At 62.2% G+C, this 22,390-nt stretch carries 18 protein-coding genes; 8 read left to right on the top strand and 10 right to left on the bottom strand.

Annotated elements, in window-relative coordinates; translation table 11 throughout:
- The first annotated feature begins 194 nt into the window (after positions 1-194).
- From yihI to hemN, 3 genes are read left to right on the top strand one after another with little or no spacing between them, the layout of a single operon-like run.
- Positions 195-776, top strand: a complete 582-nt coding sequence (yihI, locus tag AB5Y93_RS14190; protein ID WP_039039515.1) for a Der GTPase-activating protein YihI — start codon at positions 195-197, stop codon at positions 774-776.
- 11 nt (positions 777-787) lie between these two features.
- Positions 788-1,228, top strand: coding sequence for a DUF2489 domain-containing protein (locus AB5Y93_RS14185; RefSeq protein WP_043153541.1), 441 nt, complete (start codon positions 788-790; stop codon positions 1,226-1,228).
- Between the two features lie 28 nt (positions 1,229-1,256).
- Complete coding sequence (gene hemN, locus AB5Y93_RS14180; RefSeq protein WP_368229658.1) at positions 1,257-2,630, top strand: oxygen-independent coproporphyrinogen III oxidase; 1,374 nt, start codon at positions 1,257-1,259, stop codon at positions 2,628-2,630.
- A gap of 67 nt (positions 2,631-2,697) precedes the next feature.
- On the opposite strand, the gene add is transcribed toward hemN, so the two are convergent.
- The 5 genes from add to glnA all read right to left on the bottom strand — a co-directional run bounded on the left by add (position 2,698) and on the right by glnA (position 8,581).
- Positions 2,698-3,699 (bottom strand): adenosine deaminase, encoded by a 1,002-nt coding sequence (gene add, locus AB5Y93_RS14175; RefSeq protein WP_041212164.1) that lies wholly within the window; start codon positions 3,697-3,699, stop codon positions 2,698-2,700.
- Between the two features lie 141 nt (positions 3,700-3,840).
- On the bottom strand, positions 3,841-5,259 hold the full coding sequence (gene glnG, locus AB5Y93_RS14170) for a nitrogen regulation protein NR(I) (protein ID WP_010672523.1): 1,419 nt from the start codon (positions 5,257-5,259) through the stop codon (positions 3,841-3,843).
- Positions 5,260-5,268: 9 nt separating this feature from the next.
- Complete coding sequence (gene glnL, locus AB5Y93_RS14165; protein WP_010672524.1) at positions 5,269-6,324, bottom strand: nitrogen regulation protein NR(II); 1,056 nt, start codon at positions 6,322-6,324, stop codon at positions 5,269-5,271.
- 86 nt (positions 6,325-6,410) lie between these two features.
- The gene (locus AB5Y93_RS14160; RefSeq protein WP_010672525.1) at positions 6,411-6,980 is read right to left on the bottom strand and encodes a DUF4124 domain-containing protein; all 570 of its coding nucleotides are present in this window, start codon (positions 6,978-6,980) and stop codon (positions 6,411-6,413) included.
- Positions 6,981-7,171: 191 nt separating this feature from the next.
- The gene (gene glnA, locus AB5Y93_RS14155; protein ID WP_010672526.1) at positions 7,172-8,581 is read right to left on the bottom strand and encodes a glutamate--ammonia ligase; all 1,410 of its coding nucleotides are present in this window, start codon (positions 8,579-8,581) and stop codon (positions 7,172-7,174) included.
- Positions 8,582-8,931: 350 nt separating this feature from the next.
- Here glnA and typA point away from each other — a divergent pair, with 350 nt between their 5' ends.
- The 3 genes from typA to dtd all read left to right on the top strand — a co-directional run bounded on the left by typA (position 8,932) and on the right by dtd (position 12,357).
- A complete protein-coding gene (gene typA, locus AB5Y93_RS14150) occupies positions 8,932-10,743 on the top strand; it encodes a translational GTPase TypA (protein ID WP_043153538.1) in 1,812 nt (603 codons plus the stop codon).
- Between the two features lie 177 nt (positions 10,744-10,920).
- Positions 10,921-11,793: a virulence factor BrkB family protein gene (locus AB5Y93_RS14145; protein WP_368229657.1), complete on the top strand. Its 873-nt coding sequence runs from the start codon at positions 10,921-10,923 to the stop codon at positions 11,791-11,793.
- Positions 11,794-11,919: 126 nt separating this feature from the next.
- The gene (gene dtd, locus AB5Y93_RS14140; RefSeq protein WP_010672529.1) at positions 11,920-12,357 is read left to right on the top strand and encodes a D-aminoacyl-tRNA deacylase; all 438 of its coding nucleotides are present in this window, start codon (positions 11,920-11,922) and stop codon (positions 12,355-12,357) included.
- Positions 12,358-12,423: 66 nt separating this feature from the next.
- On the opposite strand, the gene AB5Y93_RS14135 is transcribed toward dtd, so the two are convergent.
- Positions 12,424-13,104 (bottom strand): methyltransferase domain-containing protein, encoded by a 681-nt coding sequence (locus tag AB5Y93_RS14135; RefSeq protein ID WP_368229655.1) that lies wholly within the window; start codon positions 13,102-13,104, stop codon positions 12,424-12,426.
- A gap of 173 nt (positions 13,105-13,277) precedes the next feature.
- Here AB5Y93_RS14135 and AB5Y93_RS14130 point away from each other — a divergent pair, with 173 nt between their 5' ends.
- Positions 13,278-14,186, top strand: a complete 909-nt coding sequence (locus AB5Y93_RS14130) for a bifunctional GNAT family N-acetyltransferase/hotdog fold thioesterase (RefSeq protein ID WP_010672532.1) — start codon at positions 13,278-13,280, stop codon at positions 14,184-14,186.
- Between the two features lie 46 nt (positions 14,187-14,232).
- Here AB5Y93_RS14130 and AB5Y93_RS14125 read toward each other — a convergent pair whose 3' ends face one another.
- The 4 genes from AB5Y93_RS14125 to AB5Y93_RS14110 all read right to left on the bottom strand — a co-directional run bounded on the left by AB5Y93_RS14125 (position 14,233) and on the right by AB5Y93_RS14110 (position 21,657).
- Positions 14,233-16,293 (bottom strand): AsmA-like C-terminal region-containing protein, encoded by a 2,061-nt coding sequence (locus AB5Y93_RS14125; RefSeq protein WP_368229653.1) that lies wholly within the window; start codon positions 16,291-16,293, stop codon positions 14,233-14,235.
- A 254-nt stretch (positions 16,294-16,547) separates the two neighbouring features.
- Positions 16,548-18,617, bottom strand: a complete 2,070-nt coding sequence (recG, locus tag AB5Y93_RS14120) for an ATP-dependent DNA helicase RecG (RefSeq protein ID WP_048209245.1) — start codon at positions 18,615-18,617, stop codon at positions 16,548-16,550.
- Between the two features lie 176 nt (positions 18,618-18,793).
- On the bottom strand, positions 18,794-20,143 hold the full coding sequence (gene pssA, locus AB5Y93_RS14115) for a CDP-diacylglycerol--serine O-phosphatidyltransferase (protein ID WP_041212167.1): 1,350 nt from the start codon (positions 20,141-20,143) through the stop codon (positions 18,794-18,796).
- Between the two features lie 152 nt (positions 20,144-20,295).
- Entirely contained in the window at positions 20,296-21,657 is a 1,362-nt protein-coding gene (locus AB5Y93_RS14110) for a GntP family permease (RefSeq protein WP_223931884.1), read from the bottom strand.
- 165 nt (positions 21,658-21,822) lie between these two features.
- Here AB5Y93_RS14110 and AB5Y93_RS14105 point away from each other — a divergent pair, with 165 nt between their 5' ends.
- A complete protein-coding gene (locus tag AB5Y93_RS14105; RefSeq protein WP_368229651.1) occupies positions 21,823-22,332 on the top strand; it encodes a gluconokinase in 510 nt (169 codons plus the stop codon).
- The last annotated feature ends 58 nt before the right edge of the window (positions 22,333-22,390 follow it).

Raw genomic sequence — 22,390 nt, 5'->3', positions numbered from 1 at the left:
CCCGCCAAGACATTCTGTGTCAAAATACCAGCAACATGCCCAGAGGATGCCGATCCTGCGGTGTTCAGCGACTCAAAGTGGTCGAATTGGTGCGGGATCCCACTCTTGTTCCATATTTACTGTTCCCCGCTTCAGCATCCTCCCCGGACGACACGCTCCGGGGGTTTCCATTCAGTTATTTGTCGGAGTCATTCATGTCGGCCAAACAACCCAACCGCAAGCCTACCGGCAAGCGCAAAGAATCAGATGCCAGTGCCCAGGAAGGTCGTGAGCGCAAGCGCGCCGCCAAGCGCAAGGGCCTGAAGGCGGGCTCCCGCCAACAGGTCGAGCAGGCGGGCAAAAAGAGCGGCTCCAAGCAGGCCAAGGATCCACGCATCGGCTCTCGCAAGCCCATCGCGCTGATTGCCGACGAGAAGGGCAGCAAGCCGGTGGCGACCAAGCCTGCGAAAGAGAAGCGGGTGGTGATGACCCCCGAGCAGGAGCTGGCGTCCATCGAGAATGATGATCGCCTCAATGCCTTGCTGGATCGTCTGGATGCCGGTGAAACCCTGGAGGCCGCAGAGCAGGCATGGGTCGATCAGCGGGTTGACCGTTATCAGGAGCTGATGGACGAGCTCGGTATCATCGACAACGACGATGACGAAGATGGCGACATGGATTTTGATGATGCCGATTTTGACGAGCCGAGTCAGCCTGCCTCCGAAGAGGAGCTGTGGGAACGTTTCTCTCAGGCAGACTACCAGCCTGAAGCCAAACCCGAGCCGAAGAAAAAGTGATGAGTGGATGGATGCTGGCCGCCCTGCTGGGTGGCCTGATTTTGCTGGGGCTGGCCGTCTATGCCGGCACCCTGATGGCGCGTCTCAAACGCCAGCAAGAGATGCAGCAGCACGCCATTACGGCCCGCAACGAGCGGATCCTGGAGAGTGTCAGGGTGATCGCCCACGCGGTACGAGATGGTCAGTGCGACTACTCAGAAGGTGCCATCCGGCTGACCAATCTGCTGGATGCCTTGCAAATAAAGGGGGGCCGCGCCTTTGCCACCGAGTTCCCGGGGCTCTACGGCCTCTATGAGAAGGTGAAGGAGATGCCGACCCATGAGGCGAGGCGGGCACTCAAGCGCAATGAAGTGATGAAGATGGATCTCGAACGCAGCGGCTACGAGGCCGAGCTGGAGGCGCAGATCCTTGAGGATGTCGCCAGACTGAAGGATTTTCAGTTAAGCCGGTGAGCCCATAACAAAGACAGAGGAAGCAAGCGTGCAAGCAGAACAGATTGTGTGGGATCAGGCCCTGATCGAAAAATACAACTACAGTGGTCCGCGTTACACCTCCTATCCCACTGCGCTGGAGTTCAACGAGGGGTTCGGCTATCCGGACTTTGTCCAGGCAGCGGGCCAGTATCCTGCACGCAATCTGTCGCTCTACGTGCATATCCCCTTCTGTCACAAGCTCTGCTACTACTGCGGTTGCAACAAGGTCATTACCCGGCACCAGCACAAGGCAGATCAATACCTCGACTACCTCGAACAGGAGATCAAGGCCCAGGCCCCCCTGTTCAAGGAGAGACTGGTCACCCAGCTGCACTGGGGTGGCGGCACACCCACCTATCTGAGCGAACCCCAGACTCGTCGCCTGATGGCCATGTTGCGGGAGCACTTCCACTTCGCCGAGGAGGGGGAGATCAGCATCGAGGTGGATCCCCGCGAGATCGAATTGTCCATGCTGGATGTGCTGCGGGAGCTCGGTTTCAACCGCATCAGCCTTGGCGTTCAGGACTTCAACAAGGCGGTCCAGGTTGCGGTCAATCGGGAGCAGGACAACGACTTCATCCGCGCCATGCTGGTCCGTGCCCGCGAGCTGGGGTTCCGCTCCACCAATCTGGATCTCATCTACGGTCTGCCGCACCAGAACCGGGAGAGCTTCCATCACACCCTGGAAGAGGTGCTCAAGACCGACCCGGCTCGCCTCTCCATCTTCAATTATGCCCACCTGCCGAGCCGTTTTGCCGCCCAGCACAAGCTGAAAGAAGCGGACATGCCGGCGCCGCAGGAGAAGCTGGCCATGCTGCAAGACACCATTGCCTTCCTGACCGGCCAGGGTTATCAGTTCATCGGCATGGACCACTTTGCCAAGCCCGATGACGAGCTGGCCGTCGCCCAGCGCGAGGGCAAGCTGCATCGCAACTTCCAGGGTTATACCACCCAGGGGGATTGCGATCTGCTGGGGCTGGGGGTCTCTTCCATCAGCATGATGGGGGATGCCTATTCCCAGAACCAGAAGGATCTCAAAACCTACTATGCCCAGGTCGAGTCACTGGGCCATGCCCAGTGGAAGGGGTGCTCCCTCAATCGGGACGATCTGATCCGTCGTGAGGTGATCAAGCGCCTCATCTGCGATTTTTCCCTGAACTTCGCCGCTGTGGAGCAGGCCCACGGCCTGGTGTTCAAGGAGTATTTTGCCGAGGATCTCAAGCTGTTGCAGACCTTCATCGACGACGGTCTGGTGCGCATGACCGAAGAGGGGCTGGAGGTGGTCTCCACCGGTCAGCTGCTGATCCGCAACATCTGCATGTGCTTCGATGTCTACCTGCGCAACAAGACGCGCCAGCAGCAGTTCTCCCGGGTGATCTAGGCCGGGCAATGTCGTTGGACAATAAAAAACCGCCTTTCGGCGGTTTTTTATTGGGTTTTACCCCTGCTCAGCGTTGAGCCGCGCGGGCACTCAGCTCGGCCTTCTCGGCTTCGCTCAGGAAGGCCAGGGTCAGGCCGTTCTGCTGGGCGGTGCGGATCTCGCTCACCGTCATGCCGGCAGCCGGGGCCGCCACCTCGTATTCATGGGGCAGGTCGATCCCCTCCACCGCCGGATCGTCGGTATTGAGGCAGGCCAGCACGCCGGCCGCCAGGAACTGGCGGATCGGGTGATCGGCCAGACTCGCCACCGTAGTGGTCTGGAGGTTGGAGGTGAGGCAGGACTCGATGCCGATGCGGTGTTCGGCCAGATAGGCCATCAGGGCCGGATCCTGGATGGCCTTGACCCCGTGGCCGATGCGCTCGGCTCCCAGCTCGCGAATGGCCTGCCACATGCTCTCGGGGCCGGCGGCTTCACCGGCGTGCACGGTGACCCGCATGCCTGCATCCCGCACCCGGCGGAAGTGGTCGGTGAAGAGATCGCCCGGGAAGCCCAGTTCGTCGCCGGCCAGATCGATGGCGACCAGGCGATCGCGATGAGCCAGACAGGCATCCAGCTCCTGCTTGCACTGCTCGGTGCCGAAGGTACGGCTCATGATGCCGATGAGGTTGGTCTTGATGCCGAAGTCACGGCTGCCTGCGGCCACGCCGTCGATGATGGCTTCGACCACACCCTGCGGGTGCAGTTTGTGGGTCATCGCCATGTAGGCCGGGCTGAAACGCAGCTCGGCATAGTCGATCCCGGCACGCAGCAGATCTTCCACGTTTTCGTAGGCGACCCGGCGGCAGGCATCGTAGTCGGCCAGCACGGCTACACCCCAGTCCAGTTTCTTCAGGAAGGCCACCAGACTCGGCTCGTTCTCGACGATCTGCACGTGCGGGCGCAGGGCTTCAAGCTCGTCGGCCGGCAGTCGGATGTTGTGCTGACGTCCCAGCTCGAGAATGGTCTGCGGGCGGATGTTGCCATCCAGATGGCGATGCAGGTCGGTCAGGGGGAGGGATCTGTCAATCATGGGGCACCTTCTGCGAGTCGGGTTGGAAAGCCTGCCATTCTAGGCGGGGCGCCTGAAAAAGATACCCCGTTTGCAAGCAAACGGGGTGTGATTGGTCAGGCTTTCCCTCAAGGCGTGATGGGAATCGTTTTTCCCGCAGGCTCAGGGAATGTCGAGCTCCTTGAGCTTGCGGGTCAGGGTATTGCGGCCCCAGCCGAGCAGGCGGGCAGCCTCCTGCTTGTGACCGTGGGTGTGATCCAGTGCCGTCTCCAGCATGATCCGTTCGAACTGGGGCATGGCATCCGCCAGGATATCTGTCTCCCCCAGCGCCAGCTTGGCGGCCACCCAGTCCTGCAACTGCTGCTGCCAGCCACCGGTCAGGGCGGGCTGGCCCGGCTCGGCGGTGCTGGTGATGGGAGTCAGCAGCTCGGTGGGCAGATCGCCTACCAGCACCTCCTGGCCCGAGGCCATCACCGTCAGCCAGCGGCAGACGTTCTCCAGCTGGCGCACGTTGCCCGGCCAGGGCAGGCGGCTGATGTAGGTCTGGGTATCCGGGTGCAGGCTCTTGGCCTCCACGTTCAGCTCCTTGGCGGCTCGCAGCAGGAAGTGCTGGGCCAGCTGGGGGATGTCCTCCCGGCGCTCCTTGAGGGCCGGAATATGGATGCGGATGACGTTGAGGCGGTGGAACAGGTCTTCCCGAAACTCGCCGTCGGCGACCCGCTTCTCCAGATTCTGGTGGGTGGCGGCAATGATCCGCACATCCACCTGCACCGGTTGGTGGCCGCCAACCCGGTAGAACTGCCCGTCCGCCAGTACCCGCAGCAACCGGGTCTGCACGTCCAGCGGCATGTCGCCTATTTCGTCGAGAAACAGGGTGCCGCCATCGGCCTGTTCGAAGCGGCCGTGACGAATGTTGTTGGCGCCGGTGAAGGCTCCCTTCTCATGACCGAACAGCTCGGATTCGATGAGATCTTTCGGGATGGCCGCCATGTTGAGGGCGATGAAGTTCTTGTGGGCCCGGGGGCTGTGCTTGTGCAGGGCATGGGCAACCAGCTCCTTGCCGGTACCGCTTTGACCGTTGATGAGCACCGAGATGCTGGAGCGCGACAGCCGGCCGATGGCGCGGAACACCTCCTGCATGGCAGGGGCTTCGCCGATGATCTCCGGGGTGGTGGTGGCTTCCTGCTGGCGAGCCTTGCGCTTGGTACGTTGCTCCTTGAGGTGGTTCTCGGCCCGGCGTACCAGGGTGACCGCCTCGTCGATGTCGAACGGCTTGGGCAGGTATTCGAAGGCACCGCGCTGGTAGGCGTTGACCGCGCTGTCGAGGTCCGAGTGGGCCGTCATGATGATGATGGGCAGATCGGCTTGGCGGCGATGGATCTGCTCCAGCAGGCTCAGGCCGTCGATGCCCGGCATGCGGATATCCGAGAGGATCACGTCCGGTGAGCGCATCTCCAGTGAACTCAGCAGGGCTTCGCCGTCGGCGAAACTTTCGCATTCGAAGCCTTCGCTGCCAAGGGTGCGCTCCAGAACCCACCGGATGGAGCTGTCGTCATCGACGATCCACACTTTTGCTGTCATGAGGTTCCCTTATTTGCGAAGTGGTAGATAAATGGTGAATTCGGTGTGGCCCGGCCAGCTGATGCAGTCGATGCGACCCTTGTGCTGATCGATCAGGTTCTGGGCGATGGAGAGGCCCAGGCCCGTTCCCCCTTCCTTGCCGGTGATCATGGGGTAGAAGAGGGTGTCGCGAATGGCGTCGGGAATGCCGGGGCCGTTGTCGATGATCTTGATTTCGGCCGCCAGGCGATAGCGCTGGCCATGGATGGTGATCTGGAAGGCGGTGCGCGTCTTGATGCGGATGAGGCCGTCCTGATCCCCAAGGGCCTCGGCGGCGTTGCGCACTATGTTCAGGAACGCCTGTTGCAGCTGGTCCGATTCCATCTCGAATTCGGGGATGCTGGGGTCGTAGTCCCGCTCGATGCGGATCTGCGGCGGCAGCTCCAGGTCCACCAGACGGCGCACCTGCTCCAGCACGGAGTGAACGTTGTGCATCTGGTGACGGCCGGGACGCTGGGGGCCGAGCAACCTGTCGACCAGCACCCGCAGGCGATCGGCCTGCTCGATGATGATGCCGGTGTATTCACGCAAGGCCGGGTCGGGCAACTCCTTTTGCAGCAGTTGGGCCGCGCCGCGCAATCCCCCCAGGGGGTTCTTGATTTCGTGCGCCAGGCCGCGCACCAGCTCCTTGGCGGCCTGCTGCTGGGCGTGTTGCTGCAGCTCCTGGCTGATCTTCTTCTGCTGATCGATCTTGCGCAGTTCTACCACCATCAGTCGCTGTTCATGATCGGCCATGGGACTGACGCTGATCTCCACCAGCCTGGGCTCCCCCTCCACCACCAGAGTGACTTCGCTGTCGGTGAAGCCCTGCCCCGAAATGAGGCACTGTTTGAAACGCTGCAGATCGAGAGAGATGTGTTCCAGCAGGTGGGGCAGTTCGATGCCGATCAGCCGTCGTTCGCTGAGGGAAAGCAGCTGCTCTGCCGCCGGGTTGACGAATTGAATGCAGAGACGTTCATCCATGAGAATGACGGCGGTCAGCAGATTGTCCAAGAGTGTCTTGGCGTTGTCCGAGCGGGTTGGCACAGGTTTCTCCCTAAAACGGTGCTGTACACCTAGAATGCACCAATATAGTGCATCAAGTTTACCCGCATCGGTGCGTCACATCACCCCTAATTGGCTTTGGGGGCGGCTCTGGGAGCCTGATTCACCGACGCCCTGTGCAGGTAAAAGGTGGTTGGCTTAGATTTAGCAAGGATCGTACCGTCTTTGGCGAGCAACTCGAGCCGTGCCTCGTAAGCGCCCCTATCGAGGTTTTCCACCCGTATGGCCAGGCTGTTGTGAACCAGGGGCACCGCCTTGCCGTTCAGGATCAGACGCACATCGTATTGCACCGGGACCTGGGGAGAGATCTCGCCCTGGAAGACGATGTTGCCGGTATTGTCGCGCAATGTGCTGCCCGGTTCCGGAGAGATGAGGTCGATCTCCAGGGGAGCCGCTTCCAGGGCTTTCCTGGCATCGACACCGGTCAGGCTGTTGAAGTTGTCCACCTGGACCGAGTGGGGGGCTGTGCCGATGAGCGGCGAGACCCGCAGGTCCACCTCTTTTGCGCTCTTGCCGGGAGGGGGGGCATCGGTGTAGTGGGTCACTCCCTGGGGATCGACCCAGGAGTAGACGCGGGCGGCCTGTGCGGAACAGGAGGCCATCAGCAGGAGGCTCAGCAGCCAGGGTACAGTGTTCATCCATCTCTCCTTGACGGGGTTCACCTTAATCCTATCAGAGAAAAACCACGGGGTCGGGGTGTGAACAGCCGAGGGTGGTACGGCTCCGTGAACGGGATCATCTTTCTGCATGATCGTGCCCGTTCGGCGGTATTTCCGTTGCCAGAATGAAAAAAACCCGCCAGATGGCGGGTTTGTCATGGGAAAGCGGATTAGACGGAGTAGTACAGCTCGAACTCCAGCGGGTGCGGGGTCATGCGCACGCGGTCAACATCCTGCTGTTTCAGTTCCAGGTAGGAGTTGATGAAGTCATCGCTGAACACGCCACCACGGGTCAGGAACTCACGGTCTGCATCCAGTGCGGACAGCGCTTCGTCCAGGGAACCGGCAACGGTCGGCACTTCGGCGGCTTCTTCCGGCGGCAGATCGTACAGGTTCTTGTCCATGGCATCGCCCGGATGGATCTTGTTGATGATACCGTCCAGACCGGCCATCAGCTGGGCAGCGAAGGCCAGGTACGGGTTGGCAGCCGGATCCGGGAAGCGTACTTCGATGCGGCGGGCTTTCGGGCTCGGCACGACCGGGATACGGATGGAGGCAGAGCGGTTGCGGGCGGAGTAGGCCAGCATGACCGGTGCTTCATAGCCCGGCACCAGACGCTTGTAGGAGTTGGTGGTCGGGTTGGCGAAGGCGTTGATGGCCTTGGCGTGCTTGATGATGCCGCCGATGTAGTGCAGTGCCATCTCGGACAGACCGCCATACAGGTCACCTGCGAACAGGTTGACGCCGTCTTTGGCCAGGGACTGGTGGCAGTGCATGCCGGAGCCGTTGTCGCCAAACATGGGTTTCGGCATGAAGGTGACGGTCTTGTTGTAGGCGTGGGCCACGTTGTGGATCACGTACTTCAGGACCTGCACTTCGTCAGCCTTCAGAGTGAGGGTGTTGAAGCGGGTTGCGATCTCGTTCTGACCGGCAGTCGCCACTTCGTGGTGGTGAGCTTCGACGACCTGGCCCATCTCTTCCAGCACCAGGCACATGGCGGCACGGATGTCCTGGGAGGAGTCAACCGGGGCAACCGGGAAGTAACCACCCTTGACGAACGGACGGTGACCCTTGTTGCCGTGCTCGTAGTCGGTACCGGAGTTCCAGGCAGCTTCTTCGGATTCGATCTTCACGAAGCTGTGGCCCATGGTGTTGGAGAAGGTGATGTTGTCGAACATGAAGAATTCCGGCTCCGGCCCGAACAGCACGGTGTCAGCGATGCCGCTGGACTTCAGGAAATCTTCGGCACGCTTGGCGATGGAGCGCGGATCACGGTCATAGCCTTGCATGGTGGCGGGTTCAAGCACGTCACAGACGATGTTCAGAGTGGTCTCTTCGGTGAACGGGTCCAGTTTGGCGGAAGCCGGGTCCGGCATCAGCACCATGTCAGACTCGTTGATGCCCTTCCAGCCGCCGATGGAGGAACCATCGAACATCTTGCCGTCTTCGAAGAAGTCTTCGTCAACCTGGTGGGAAGGGATGGATACGTGCTGCTCTTTACCCTTGGTGTCGGTAAAACGCAGATCAACAAACTTGACTTCGTGTTCCTGGATCAGGGCCAAAACGTTCTGGGCTGACATGCTAAGTAACCTCCGGTGTTAAAACTCTTTGGGTGAATGCGTCGTCACATTCACATAAGCCAGTATCGTGCCAAGTTTGTGACAGCTTGATTTCAGGGCACTTGCACCGTTTCAGGCTGCCGAGAAACCCGTTCTCATGCCGGTTGCTGCATTAAAGTGGTGCAACCTTGGATCGTTTTGGTGCACCGAGATGGTGCGCCAGCGTATCCAGGCCATCTAAGCAGCCTTTTGCCGCGGGGTCCATGATCCTGATCCTTTGTTGTGTGTGAATGTGTTGCAATTCTGCTAGGCAGATCACAAAGGCGAGAGTACAATTAGCGCCCAATTTTACCCGGTGATTTGAGGCGAGAATGTTAGAGAATTTACGCAATATTGCGATTATTGCGCACGTTGACCACGGCAAAACGACTCTGGTTGATAAGCTGCTGCAGCAATCCGGCACTCTGGATCGCACCAGCGAAGGTCAGGAACGGATCATGGACTCCAATGATCTGGAACGGGAACGTGGCATCACCATTCTCGCCAAGAACACTGCGATCCGCTGGAACGACTACCGCATCAACATCGTGGATACCCCGGGTCACGCCGACTTCGGTGGTGAAGTTGAGCGCGTACTCTCCATGGTTGACTCCGTGCTGCTGCTGGTCGACGCCGTTGACGGCCCGATGCCGCAGACCCGTTTCGTGACCCAGAAGGCGTTCGCCCAGGGTCTGAAGCCCATCGTGGTCATCAACAAGATCGACCGTCCGGGTGCTCGTCCTGACTGGGTAATGGATCAGGTCTTCGATCTGTTCGACAACCTGGGTGCCACCGATGAGCAACTGGACTTCAAGGTTGTTTACGCCTCTGCACTGAACGGTTGGGCCACCCTGGATCAGGACGTCCCGTCCGAGAACATGGAACCCCTGTTCCAGGCCATCGTTGACAACGTGGAAGCCCCGAAGGGCGACGTTGACGGTGCCTTCCAGATGCAAATCTCCCAGCTGGACTACAACTCCTACGTGGGCGTCATCGGTATCGGCCGCATCACTCGTGGTCGCGTCAAGACCAACCAGCAGGTCACCATCGTCAGTGCCAACGGCAAACCGCGTACCGGCAAGGTCGGTCAGGTACTGGGCTACCTGGGCCTGTCCCGTACCGAAGTGACCGACGCGCAAGCGGGCGACATCATCGCCATCACCGGTCTGGGCGAGCTGAAGATCTCCGACACCATCTGTGACAACAGTGCCGTCGAAGCCCTGCCGCCGCTCTCCGTTGACGAGCCGACCGTGAACATGACTTTCCAGGTCAACACCTCGCCGTTCGCCGGTAAAGAAGGCAAGTTCGTCACCTCCCGCAACATTCTGGAGCGTCTGAACCAGGAACTGGTCCACAACGTGGCCCTGCGCGTGGAAGAGACCGAAGATCCGGACAAGTTCCGCGTCTCCGGCCGTGGTGAACTGCACCTCTCCATCCTGATCGAAAACATGCGTCGCGAAGGTTACGAACTGGCGGTATCCCGTCCGGAAGTTATCCTGCGTACCGTGGATGGCGAACTGCAAGAACCGTTCGAAACCGTCACTGTGGACGTGGAAGAAGCGCATCAGGGTTCCGTGATGGAGCAGCTCGGCCTGCGTAAAGGCGAGATGACCAACATGACCCCGGATGGCAAGGGTCGCGTCCGTCTGGACTTCATCATCCCGAGCCGTGGCCTGATCGGCTTCCAGACCGAGTTCCTGACCATGACCTCTGGTACCGGTCTGCTGTACCACACCTTCGACCACTACGGTCCGCACAAGGGTGGCAGCATCGGTGAGCGTCAGAATGGCGTGCTGATCTCCAACGCCACCGGCAAGGCCCTGACCTTCGCCCTGTTCGGTCTGCAAGACCGTGGTCGTCTGTTCATCGGTCACGCGACCGAAGTGTACGAAGGCCAGGTGATCGGTATCCACTCCCGTTCCAACGACCTGACCGTCAACTGCCTGAAAGGCAAGCAGCTGACCAACATGCGTGCCTCCGGTACCGACGAAGCCCAGGTGCTGACTCCGCCGATCCGCATGACCCTGGAGCAGGCTCTCGAGTTCATCGACAACGACGAGCTGGTCGAGATCACCCCGAAAGCCATCCGTATCCGCAAGAAACTGCTGACCGAGATGGATCGCAAGCGCGCTGGTCGTGCTTGATCGATAGCTGTTCATCGACAGACCAAAGAGAGGCCTTATGGCCTCTTTTTTTATGGGCTCGACATGAGGGCGCATGGTGCCTGAGCCCGATGGAGGCGCATCCGGCCGGTCTGCGGGTGGCCAAATGACCACCCTATCTGACACAATGTCTGCATGATCACGCTTACGAGAAACAAGATGCAGCAGCAGATCCGCGGCCGTCTGGCCCATGCACTCTCCTTCTTGCGCCACGATGGTGCCCACTTCGCCCAGTTTGTCTGGGGCCGCTTCCAGCAGGACAGATTGACGGTGACTGCCGGTTACCTGGCCTATGTCACCCTGCTCTCCCTGGTGCCCATGATCGCCGTGGTGTTCGGCATGATGTCGGCCTTTCCGGTGTTCCAGAGCCTGAAGCAGGCGGTGGAGCAGTTCGTCTATCACAACTTCGTCCCCACCGCCGGCGAGATGCTCAAGGAGTACATCGACGGTTTCGTGGCCAACGCCACCAACACCACGGCCGTCGGTATCGGTGCCCTGATCGTGGTGGCCCTGATGCTCATCTCGGCCATCGACAAGAACCTCAACTACATCTGGCGATCCACCCGAAGCCGGCCCTTGGCCCAGGCATTCGCCATGTACTGGATGATCCTGACCCTGGGCCCCGTGCTCATCGGTGCCAGCATCGCCATCTCCTCCTACATTCTCTCGCTCAGGTTGTTCGCGGCTGACAGCCTGTTCGGTATCGGCTATCTGCTGTTGCGCAGCCTGCCGTTCCTCTTCTCCGTGCTCACCTTCCTGCTGATCTATACCGTGGTGCCCAACTGCCGCGTGCGGCTGACCCACGCCTTCATCGGTGCCCTGGTGGCGGCCACCCTGTTCGAGCTGGCCAAGCGCGGCTTTGCCATCTACATCACCAACTTCCCCTCCTACCAGGCCATCTATGGCGCCCTGGCGACCATTCCCATCCTGTTCGTCTGGGTGTATCTGAGCTGGCTGGTGGTGTTGCTGGGGGCCGAGACCACCGCCTGCCTCGGGGAGTACGAGAAGCCCGGTGCAGAGGAGCTGGCCTGACGCCGGCCGGCCATCACACCGGATCCCGGCACAAAGACGTTGGCCCGGGCAGGGCATTTATTGGTAGCATCGACGACCGCTCATCCCGCAGGATGGGCGGTCGTGCTGTTTTGAGAGGAGAGGGATGTGATTGCACTGATTCAGCGGGTCAGCGAGGCCAGCGTAACGGTAGAGGGAGAGGTGACCGGGGCCATCGGCCAGGGGTTGCTGGTGCTGCTCGGGGTGGAGCAGGGGGATGACGAGGCCAAGGCGGACAAGCTGCTGCACAAGGTGAGCGGCTATCGCATCTTCTCTGACGAGAACGGCAAGATGAACCTCAACGTGAGCCAGGTGAGCGGCAGCCTGCTGGTGGTCTCCCAGTTCACCCTGGCGGCGGATACCGGCAAGGGGATGAGACCCAGCTTCTCCGGTGGCGCCCATCCCGCAGATGCAGAGCGACTCTATGAGTACTTCGTGGCTCGCGCCAGGGAGAGCGGCGTGCCGACCGAAACCGGCCGCTTCGCCGCCGACATGAAGGTCAGGCTGCTCAACGACGGCCCCGTCACCTTCTGGCTGCAGGTATAAGGGTGACGGGCAGGGCAGGCCTCACCGGGGGGACTGGGAGCGATGCCTGCACACTTCGCAGGTTCTTCACCTTGCCGGTGCTCGCCCGCCCTGGCCATGCTGACGGGTCGCGTGCAGGATGACGTTGCGGTAGCCGGGCACGTCGTGGACGTGGGTCGGGCCTATCCACTCCTCTGCCAGTCGCAGAGCCTGTGACTGTTCGAGCCGGGTGCGGGGCAGCAGATTGATGATGAGGGTTCCGCTCAGGCGGCTGGCCAGCGCCTGATAGAGCGGGGCCTGGAACAGCAGCAGGGGGTTGCCGTCCTGGCTGAACAAATCCAGCAGCACCAGATCGTAGATCTCCTGGCTCTGGTGCAGGAAGTGCAGCGCATCGGCGTGATGCAGCCGAGGCGAGCCCCCTGATGAGGGGAGGAAGAACTGCTGGAACAGGGTGAGGATCTCGGCATCCAGATCCACGCAGTCGTGGTGGGCATCGGGCCAGCGTGCCGCCAGGTGACGGGTGAGATCCCCTCCGCCCAACCCCAGCTCCAGGATCCGGCTTGCCTGCTTTGGCAACTGCTCCGCGATGCTCCGTTGATGAGGCAGACAGAGGCGTGCCGGCTGGTTGAGGCTCATGGCGGATTGCACCACGCCGTCCATTTCCAGCCAGCGATGACGGGCATTTTCAAGCACCGAAACGCGGCGTTCGGGTTTGGCACTGAGGTGCAATAAGTGATCGGCTTGGTACGCTTGCAGATTGAAGTCCATGAATTTGCACGGCAAGATGGCTTTCGACCAGTGTAACTCAAGGATGTTGTTATGTACCGGGTGGTCACCCCCCAAACGGCAGCCGAGCTGGATACCTACTACAGGCTGCGCCGGGAGAAATGGTTGCGTCAGTCCTTCCATCTGCCAGTCGGCGCACACTCAAGGATCGCTTTATGTACCGGGTAGTCACCCCAGAAACACCAGCGGAGCTGGATGCTTACTATCAGTTGCGCTGGGAACTACTGCGCAAACCCTTCAATCTGCCCCTTGGCTCCGAGCGTGACGAGTACGATACCGTTGCCATTCACCGGCTGATGCTCTCCCCCGACGGAACGCCCATCGCCGTGGGTCGCCTCTTTGTGGGTGGCGATGAAGCCCAGATCCGCTTTATGGCGCTGCGACCCGAATTTCGCGGCCAGGGGCTGGGCGCCCGCATGGTGGAAGATCTCGAGCAGCTTGCCCGCGACGAGAAGGTGAAACGGCTGGTGATGAACGCCCGCCAGGAGGCGGTGGAGTTCTATCGCCGCTGCGGCTTCCTCGAGGTAGGGGAAGGCCCCGTCTCCTTCGGCCGCATCCCTCACCGCCAGATGATCAAGTCCCTGAGTCCCATGCAGACCATCCAGTACCGTCCGGAGTGGTGCCAGGATCTCACTACCCGCTGGTCGCGGGGTATTCCCATCAGCGAGAAGATGGGGGTGCACATCACCCACTATGATGGCCAGACCTTCCACCTCAAGGCCAACCTGGCGGCCAATCTCAACGTCCACGACACCATGTTCGCCGGCAGCATCTACAGCCAGTGCGTGCTGGCGGGCTGGGGGCTTATCTGGTTGCAGCTCAAGGAGGCAGGGCTGGGAGGCGATACCGTGCTGGCCGAGGGCAACATCAAGTATTACCGGCCGGTGAGCGAAGAGCCGGAGGCGCGGGTGGCCCGGGAGGGCATGCCCGCCGTGCTCGAGCCGCTGAGGGGCGGAGAATCCGCCAAGTTCAGCCTGCGGGTGCAGCTGTTCAGCGGCCGCAAGCTGGCGGTGGAGTTTGTCGGTCAGTACGTGGTGCTGCCCATCAAGCGCGGCGCACGCTGATCCCTGATGTTCACAGCAACAAGGCCTCTTCGCGAGGCCTTGTTCGTTATTGGGCGGCGGGTGGCCGTGGGCGCCAGAGCGGGCCGCTTCGTCCCTGGGCGGGGTAGCTCACACCCGCCTCCCAGCCACAGGCGTCCTGTCCCGTGGGGACACTCCAGCCCAGGTCGGGCGCATTGAGGGGGCCGCGCCAGCGGGCGAGCAGCTCGGCGCAGCGTCCCTTGTTCAGGACCCCGAGGTCGAGCTGCCACTGGCCTGCGGCCAGGTCGACACCCCCTTGCAGTGCCAGCAGGTGGGTGATGGTGGAGGCACCGCCTTGCTCGATCCGCACCTTGCCCTGCTCCGCCCTGGCATCCAGCCTGATCTGATAGAAGGGGGTGTCTCCGCGTTGCATCGCCTGCCACAGCGTCTGCGGTGTCAGATCGGGGGGGGTCTGCTCCCTGAACCAGTCATCCAGCAGGGGGTCGATGCCGACCTTGTCCCAGAAGGGATCCTTGCTCTCCAGGCTCAGGCTGCCCTGAAGGGTCCGGCGCCAGTTGGCCGTCTGCTCGCCGGGCTGCCCGTTGAGGTCGGCTTGCAGATCTGCCGCCAGATCCACCTTGCCCGCGAAGGAGACGGGGGAGCGCAGCAACTTGCCCCACTGCTCCAGATCCAGCTGCTTGCCCTGCAACTGCAGGCGGCTCTCCTGCCCGGGCGTCCTGCCCCACTGGCCGCTCAGGTTGAGGGAGCCCTCGTCGGGCAGGGAGGTGGCGAGGGTGTTGAGCTGCCAGGAGCTGGGGGTCAGCTCGCCATCCAGGGTGCCGTTGCGAGCACTGAGACCGTCCCACACCAGCTCGAACCACTTGCTCTCGATGCGGGCGCGCCCCAGCAGGGGGCCTGGCTGGTTGCCCCGCAGGGCGAGATCGTTCAGGTAGAGTTGCCAGCCGGTCAGGGAGAGGGGCAGGGTGTCGTCGAAAGAGAGTACCTTGAGCTTGTCGAAGGCCAGTTTGCGGATGTCGATCTGTTGCGGGCGCCAGCCCTGCCAATCCTGCCACCACCCCTGGGGCAAACTGATGTCCATGCCGCTCAGGGCCAGATCCTTCAGGGTGAGCTTCTGCTGCTGGGTGTCGAGAGCCAGCTCGACGTTGAACTCCCCTTCGTATGCCTTGCCTCGCAGCTCGGCATCCAGCTGCCGGGGGGAGAAGGCGAGCTTGCCCTCGACGGCCTCAAGCTGGAACAAGCCGCGGCCCATGTCGCCCAGGGTGCCCGCCAGATAGCCGCTGGGCTGGCTGCCCGCCTGCCAGTCGAAGGCGGTGAGCTGGCCGTTGAAGTTGTTGAGGGAGAGCTCCTGATCTATGGCATTGATGCTCATCTGGGCAAGCTGACCCCTGTCCAGGGTGATGCGGCGCAGGGGGAACTCGCCAGGGGGTATGTCACCAAGCTCGAGGCGCATGGCGCGGGCCTTGAGACCGTGCAGTTGCAGGCTGCGCTCTGGCCAGTTCAGCACCATGCCGGTCTCGAGCAGGCCGTCAAACAGGTTGGTGGTCAGTCTGTCGGTGCTGAGCACCTGCCCCTCCAGCCGCCCCTTGAGGCTGAGACGGGCCAGGGTGAACATTGGGGTCTCCAGCTGGTTGATGCCCAGGGTGAGGTTGGCCTGGGGCTGGCGTCTCGGGTCGATCAGTTCCCAGTCACTCAGGGATGCACTGAGGCCGCGCAGGGTCAGGGCCTCGCTCTGCAGATTCAGGTTGTCGATGGTGCTGTCGCTGATGGTGAGGGAGTGAACCGGCAAGCTTGGCAACTGGTTGGGGAGCGGCAGCTTGATGACGGGACGGATGAGGTCCAGGTGGGCGATGCGCACATCCCGGTTCAACCAGTCGATGTGCTCGATCTCCAGATAGAGTTTTTCCAGCTGTACCGCATCCCCATAGCGCACCTGTTCCGCCAGCAGGGTGTAGGGGTGCAGCGGATTGAACACCAGTCGGCCTATGGTGACGGGCACCCCGGTCTGCTGGCTGAGCCAGTTGGCGATGGGGCCTTTGGCGCGCTCGGCATCGAACAGGCCGAGACCGACCCAGACAAAGAGCAGCAGGAAGGCAAAGGTGTAGAGCAGGCCGCGGAGCCAGGAATTCATCAGTGCTTTCCTCCTGTTTCTGTTGCTTGGTCAGGCATTCGAGTAGTGATCCCGTAGACCGAGCCAGCATCGTATCAAGGGTTCGACATGGCTCGGGTGTTTATTCATCAGGCAAGGTGACCCTCTTCTGCATCTGCCTTGGTCAAGCATTGGAGTAGTGGTCCCGCAGGCCCAGCCAGCGGCGGATCAGGGGCTCGACATGGCTCGTGTGTTTATCCATCAGGCAAGGTGACCCTCTTCTGCATCTGCCCTGGTCAAGCATTGGAGTAGTGGTCCCGCAGGCCCAGCCAGCGGCGGATCAGGGGCTCGACATGAGCCGGGTGTTTGTCCATCAGGAAGCGCGCCATCTTCTGCACCTGAGGGATGAGCGGCTGGTCGCGCACCAGATCGGCGATCTTGAGATCGGCCAGACCGGTCTGGCGGGTACCGAGCAGCTCGCCTGGGCCGCGCAGTTCCAGATCTCGCTGGGCGATGAGAAAGCCGTCATTGGTCTCCCGCAGTACCCCGAGGCGGCTCTGGGCGGTCTTGGACAAGGGGGCATGATAGAGCAGCACGCAGTGAGAGGCCACCGACCCCCGCCCGACCCGGCCGCGCAGCTGGTGCAACTGGGCCAGCCCCAGTCGCTCCGGGTTTTCGATGATCATCAGGCTGGCATTGGGCACATCCACCCCCACCTCGATGACGGTGGTGGCGACCAGCAGTTGCAGTATGCCCGCCTTGAACTCCTCCATCACCCGTTGTTTCTCGACGGGGCGCATCCGGCCGTGTACCAGGCCGATGTGCAGGCCGGGCAGCAGGGTTTGCAGCTCGGCGGCAGTGTCTTCGGCGGCCTGGCACTCCAGCACCTCCGACTCCTCGATCAGGGTGCAGACCCAGTAGGCCTGCTTGCCCTCCTCGCAGGCGAGCCTCACCCGCTCGATCACATCCTGGCGGCGACTGTCCGGCAGGGCGACCGTGGTAATGGGAGTGCGGCCCGGCGGCAGCTCGTCGATGATGGAGGTGTCGAGGTCGGCATAGGCGGTCATCGCCAGGGTGCGGGGGATGGGGGTGGCGGTCATGATGAGCTGGTGGGGATGCACCCCTTCCCGCTCTCCTTTTTCTCGCAGGGCGAGGCGCTGATGCACGCCGAACCTGTGCTGTTCATCGATGATAACCAGGGCGAGGCGCTGGAATACCACCTGCTCCTGGAAGATGGCGTGGGTGCCCACCACCATCTTGACGCTGCCGTCCGCGATGGCGGCCAGCGCCTCTTCCCGCGCCTTGCCCTTCTGCTTGCCCGCCAGCCAGCCCACCTTGATGCCGAGCGGCTCCAGCCACCTGGCGAAGTTGATGGCGTGCTGTTCGGCCAGCAGCTCGGTCGGGGCCATCAGCCCCACCTGGCAGCCGTTGCCGATGGCCTGCAGGGCGGCCAGTGCCGCGACCAGCGTTTTACCTGAGCCCACGTCCCCCTGGACCAGCCGCATCATGGGGTGGCTCTGCTGCAGATCCCGGCCGATCTCCGCCACCACCCGGCTCTGGGCGCCGGTGGGGGTGAACGGCAGGGCGCCGAGCAGCTGCCGGACCAGCTCGGGAGCTGGTTTGAGGGCACGGGCCAGCTGGGTCTGTGCCTGGGCGCGCACCTTCAAGACCGAGAGGTTGTGGGCCAGCAGCTCTTCCAGTACCAGCCGCTGCTGTGCCGGGTGCTGGCCGCTCTCGAGCAGGGCCAGCGCCACCGAGGGAGGCGGGCGGTGCAGCAGCTTCAGGGCGGCGGCCAGATCAATCTGCTGGGGATAGAGGCCGGCAGGCAGCAGCTCCTCGACCCCGTAGAGGTCGAGCTGGGCCAGGGCCTGATCCGTGAGGCTGCGCAGGGTGAGCTGGCGCAGCCCCTCTGTGGTGGGGTAGACGGGGGTGAGGGCCTCTTCGGTCTGGCCGGCCTGCTCCTCGCCGAGCAGCTTGTACTCGGGGTGGGCCATCTCCAGGCCGTACTTGCCGGGACGTGTCTCGCCGAAGCAGCGGATAAGGCGGCCCTGAGCCAGGCTGTTTTTCTGGGCAGCGGTGAAATTGAAGAAGCGCAGGGTCAGGCTGCCGGTGCCGTCGCTGATACGGCACACCAGCATGCGGCGGCGCCCCATCACCAGCTGGGTGTCCTGGATCTCGCCCTCGACGGCACCGTGCAGGCCGGGCGGCAGATCACCGATGGGCCACACCTGGGTGCGGTCCTCGTAGCGCAGGGGGAGGTGGAACAGCAGGTCCTGTACCGTGGCCAGCCCCAGCCGCTCGAGTTTCTCCAGCATCTTGCTGCCGACACCCTTGAGGCTGTCGAGGGAGATTTTATCCAATTTCATCAATTAGATGCCCGAAAACACTGTAAATATGTCCAGATGATAGGGGGTGTTGCGGCCTCGATGCAAGCCGCGTTGTGCCGTTCCGGGCTGGTGGGCAAGGGAGCGGGGGGAGGGTCATCCATGAAAAAGGCCTGCCGGAAACGGCAGGCCTTTTCACTGACGGGGCGCCCTGGCGGTCAGATGATGCGCTTGAGCAGGAGGTGAGCCTTGACCCTGTGGATCCGGGCCAGCAGCTTGCGCACCTGATCCGGGTAATCCTTGATCTGCTCTATCTGGTCGAAGTGACTGATGCGGCGGGTGTGGGCCAGGATGTTCTCCCGCTCCGCACTGAACTGCTCGCGCAGGTGATGGTGCTGGTCGTGTACCAGCAGGCCGTTCTCCAGATCCAGCGCCCAGGCTCGGGGATTGAGGTTGTTGCCGGTGAGCAGGGCCCACTCCTCATCCACGAAGATCCCCTTGAGGTGATAGGAGTTCTTCTCGCAGCACCAGAGCATGAGGTTGAGCCGGCCGTTGTCGATGTGGTGCTGGTTGCGCTCGGCAAACTTGCGCAGGTTGGTCTCGTAGAGATAGGGCAGACCGCCGATGGTGGAGAACTTCTCCTCCGGGGGGATGAAGAAGTCGTTGGCGGTCTTGTCGCCCACGACGATGGTCACCTTGCAGCCGCGTTTGAGCAGTGCCTCCACGTCCTTGTTCAACTCCTTGGGGGGGTTGAAGTAGGGGGTGCAGATGAAGATCTCCCGCTCGGTGGCCCGCACCAGGTTGCGGATCATCCGGTTGAGCTGGTTGCCCCGCTTGCCCAGGCCCACCATGGGGGTCACGGCGATCTCCCGATCGTTGGGCTGGATGCTCTCGAAGCGGTACTGGCAGAGGCGCAGGCGCTGCTTGAAGCGGCGGATCGGTCCCTTGAGCTGCTTGGCGCCGGGGATGCCGGTGCGATCCAGTCGCTGGACGGCTTCGCTGCCGAGGAAGACGTCATCCACGTAGTTGACCATGCTGCGGGTCAGTGCCGGGCTGTGGATCTGGTGATAGCGATCGAAGCGGTAGCGCTCCTGCTGGTGCAGGTAGATGTCGTTGAGGCTGGCGCCGGAGTAAAGCAGGGTGTCGTCGAAGATGAAGCCCTTGAGGTGCAGCACCCCGAGCAGCTCGCGGCCCTTGACCGGCACGCCGTAGATCTCGATCTGGTGTTGGTGGCTGGCGGCCATGGCCTGGTACATCAGGTGGTTGCCCCCCTGCTTGCCCTTGCCGATCAGGCCGCGCTGGGCGCGGTGGAAGTCGACGAACACCTTGATGTCGAGAGAGGGATTGCGCTGCTTGGCGGCATAGAGGGCGGAGAGGATCTCCCGTCCCGCCTCGTCATCCTGCAGATAGAGCGCGATCAGATAGATGCGCTGGGTCGCATGGGCGATGAGCGACAGGATCCGGCTCTTGAAGTCTTTGGCGCTGCTGAGTATCTGGAACTGATCCGCGGCGACCGCGATCTGGGGTAAGCGGGTCAGCAACTGTCGATAATGTGCCGATGAATGCATAGAGAAGCCTGAAATCACGGGATGAAGCGTTCCACTCGGGGCGAAGAATAGGCAATTCTAGCAATCTGTGGCGATGGGCCCAAGCAAGAATCCGTAAAAAGTCGGTGCAATATCACATCGGGGCCGACGGATGCGGCCCCGATGTGTTTCCGTCAGAGGATGGCGCTGGCCGTGGCCACGATGAGGAAGGCGATGGTGCCGAGCAGGGTCTCCATCACGGTCCAGGTCTTGAGGGTGGTCTTCTCGTCCATGTTGAGGAAGCGGCTGACCAGCCAGAAGCCGGAGTCATTGAAGTGGGAGAGCACGGTGGCGCCCCCGGCGATGGCGATGACGATGAAGGTCAGGTCCAGCTCGCTCAGGCCGGTGGTGGCGGCCACGGTCGGCGCCATCAGGGCGGCGGTGGTGGTCAGGGCCACGGTGGCGGAACCCTGGGCGACCCGCAGCGCGGCGGACACCAGGAAGGCCGCGAGGATCACCGGCATGCCGGTATCGGAGAGCACGTCGGCCAGCGCGGTGCCGATGCCGCTCGCCCGCAATACGCCGCCGAACATGCCGCCGGCACCGGTGACCAGGATGACGGCGCAGACCGGGGCCAGGGCGTCGTTGCAGAACTTCTCGAGCTGCACCTTACCCTGGCTCTGGCGGAACATCCAGAGGGCGTACAGCACAGTGATGAGCAGGGCGACCGGGGTCTTGCCGACCATGCGCAGCACGTTGACCCAGTCCGCACCCTTGTCGATGACGCCCATGACGCCCAGGGTATTGAGGCCGGTATCCATGAAGATGAGCACCAGCGGCAGCAGCAGGATGGAGATCACCTGGCCGAAGCTCGGCGCCTTGTCGGAGAGCTGCTCGGCGCTGGCAGTGAAGCTCGGGGGCAGGGGCAGCTCAAACTTCTTGCCGGACCAGAGCCCGAACAGGTAGGCACCCAGATACCAGGTGGGCAGCGCGACCAGCAGGCCCACGATGGTGAGCAGACCGATGTTGGCACCCAGCAGCTCGCTGGCGGCCACCGGGCCCGGGTGGGGCGGCAGGAAGGCGTGCATCACCGCAAAGGCGCCGGCGGAGGGCAGGGCATACTTGAGGACGGAGCCGCCGAACTGCTTCGCCACGCTGAAGATGATGGGCAGCATGACGATGAGGCCGGCGTCGAAGAAGATCGGGAAGCCGAACAGCAGGGAGGCCACACCCAGTGCGAAGGGGGCGCGGTGGGAGCCGAAGCGGTTGATCAGGGTATCGGCCAGTACCTTGGCGCCCCCCGTCATCTCCAGGATCCGGCCTATCATGGCGCCGAGGCCGACCAGCAGCGCGACCGAGGCCAGGGTGCCGCCGAAACCGGTCAGCATGGTGGGGATCACCTGGTCATAGGTGACCCCGGTGGCCAGGGCCGTCAGCATGCTGACCAGGGTCAATGCCACGAAGGCATGTACCTTGAATCGCATGATCAGCACCAGCAACATGACAATGGCTCCGCCCGCTACCGAGAGCAGATAGGCGACATCGGGTGTGTTCATTGCTCCGTCCATAAAATTGTCCTCAAATGGTTCTAGTTGTTGTTCTGCACATTTCTGTGCTGCACTTCACATTGCGAAACGTTACCGGTAACATGTTACCGGTAACGTGGTAGCTTAGAACCCATCAGGCGAACGTTTTTTGAAAAGTGAGAGAGAGGTCAAATAATGGCGGGCAAGTGCATTATCGTGATGGGTGTGTGTGGCAGCGGCAAGTCCAGCATCGGCCTCAAGGTGGCCAATGCCCTGGGGGCCAAGTTCATCGACGGCGATGATCTGCACCCTCGCGCGAACATCCAGAAGATGGCGGCGGGCAACCCGCTCAACGATGAAGACAGAGCCCCCTGGCTGGAGCGGATCCGCGATGCGGCCTACAGCCTGGAGCGCAAGAACGAGCTCGGCGTCATCGTCTGCTCGGCCCTCAAGAAGCAGTACCGCGACCAGATCCGCGAGGGCAACGACTCGGTGAGTTTCCTGTTTCTGGATGGCAGCCAGTCCCTCATTCTCGAACGGATGCGGGCACGGCAGGGCCATTTCATGCGCGAAGCCATGGTACAAAGCCAGTTTGATACCCTGGAGCGACCGGATGGCGAGCTCGGCGTGTTTCGCATCGATATCGACGGGACCTTCGAACAGGTGGTCGACCGTGCCGTCACCGCGCTGACGCAGGCGCAATGAGCCATGTCGCGCGCCCGGCTGCGGCCGACCGCGCCCGTATATAGAGTTGGAGAGAAAG

This window comes from Aeromonas sp. R10-1 (genome assembly GCF_040908465.1).
GTDB classification, from domain to species: Bacteria; Pseudomonadota; Gammaproteobacteria; order Enterobacterales; family Aeromonadaceae; genus Aeromonas; species Aeromonas caviae.
The sequence above is the reverse complement of the archived record's forward strand: the minus strand, read 5'-3'. Positions and strand labels throughout refer to the sequence as shown.

Excerpts from the sequence above, each read along its gene's own strand:
- yihI (WP_039039515.1), top strand. The coding sequence starts at position 195 with ATGTCGGCCAAACAACCCAACCGCAAGCCTACCGGCAAGCGCAAAGAA.
- add (WP_041212164.1), bottom strand. The coding sequence starts at position 3,699 with ATGATTGACAGATCCCTCCCCCTGACCGACCTGCATCGCCATCTGGAT.
- AB5Y93_RS14160 (WP_010672525.1), bottom strand. The coding sequence starts at position 6,980 with ATGAACACTGTACCCTGGCTGCTGAGCCTCCTGCTGATGGCCTCCTGT.
- AB5Y93_RS14185 (WP_043153541.1), top strand. The coding sequence starts at position 788 with ATGCTGGCCGCCCTGCTGGGTGGCCTGATTTTGCTGGGGCTGGCCGTC.
- AB5Y93_RS14105 (WP_368229651.1), top strand. The coding sequence starts at position 21,823 with ATGGCGGGCAAGTGCATTATCGTGATGGGTGTGTGTGGCAGCGGCAAG.
- pssA (WP_041212167.1), bottom strand. The coding sequence starts at position 20,143 with ATGCATTCATCGGCACATTATCGACAGTTGCTGACCCGCTTACCCCAG.
- AB5Y93_RS14135 (WP_368229655.1), bottom strand. The coding sequence starts at position 13,104 with ATGGACTTCAATCTGCAAGCGTACCAAGCCGATCACTTATTGCACCTC.
- AB5Y93_RS14130 (WP_010672532.1), top strand. The coding sequence starts at position 13,278 with ATGTACCGGGTAGTCACCCCAGAAACACCAGCGGAGCTGGATGCTTAC.
- glnA (WP_010672526.1), bottom strand. The coding sequence starts at position 8,581 with ATGTCAGCCCAGAACGTTTTGGCCCTGATCCAGGAACACGAAGTCAAG.
- AB5Y93_RS14145 (WP_368229657.1), top strand. The coding sequence starts at position 10,921 with ATGCAGCAGCAGATCCGCGGCCGTCTGGCCCATGCACTCTCCTTCTTG.
- typA (WP_043153538.1), top strand. The coding sequence starts at position 8,932 with ATGTTAGAGAATTTACGCAATATTGCGATTATTGCGCACGTTGACCAC.
- AB5Y93_RS14110 (WP_223931884.1), bottom strand. The coding sequence starts at position 21,657 with ATGAACACACCCGATGTCGCCTATCTGCTCTCGGTAGCGGGCGGAGCC.
- glnG (WP_010672523.1), bottom strand. The coding sequence starts at position 5,259 with ATGACAGCAAAAGTGTGGATCGTCGATGACGACAGCTCCATCCGGTGG.
- recG (WP_048209245.1), bottom strand. The coding sequence starts at position 18,617 with ATGAAATTGGATAAAATCTCCCTCGACAGCCTCAAGGGTGTCGGCAGC.
- AB5Y93_RS14125 (WP_368229653.1), bottom strand. The coding sequence starts at position 16,293 with ATGAATTCCTGGCTCCGCGGCCTGCTCTACACCTTTGCCTTCCTGCTG.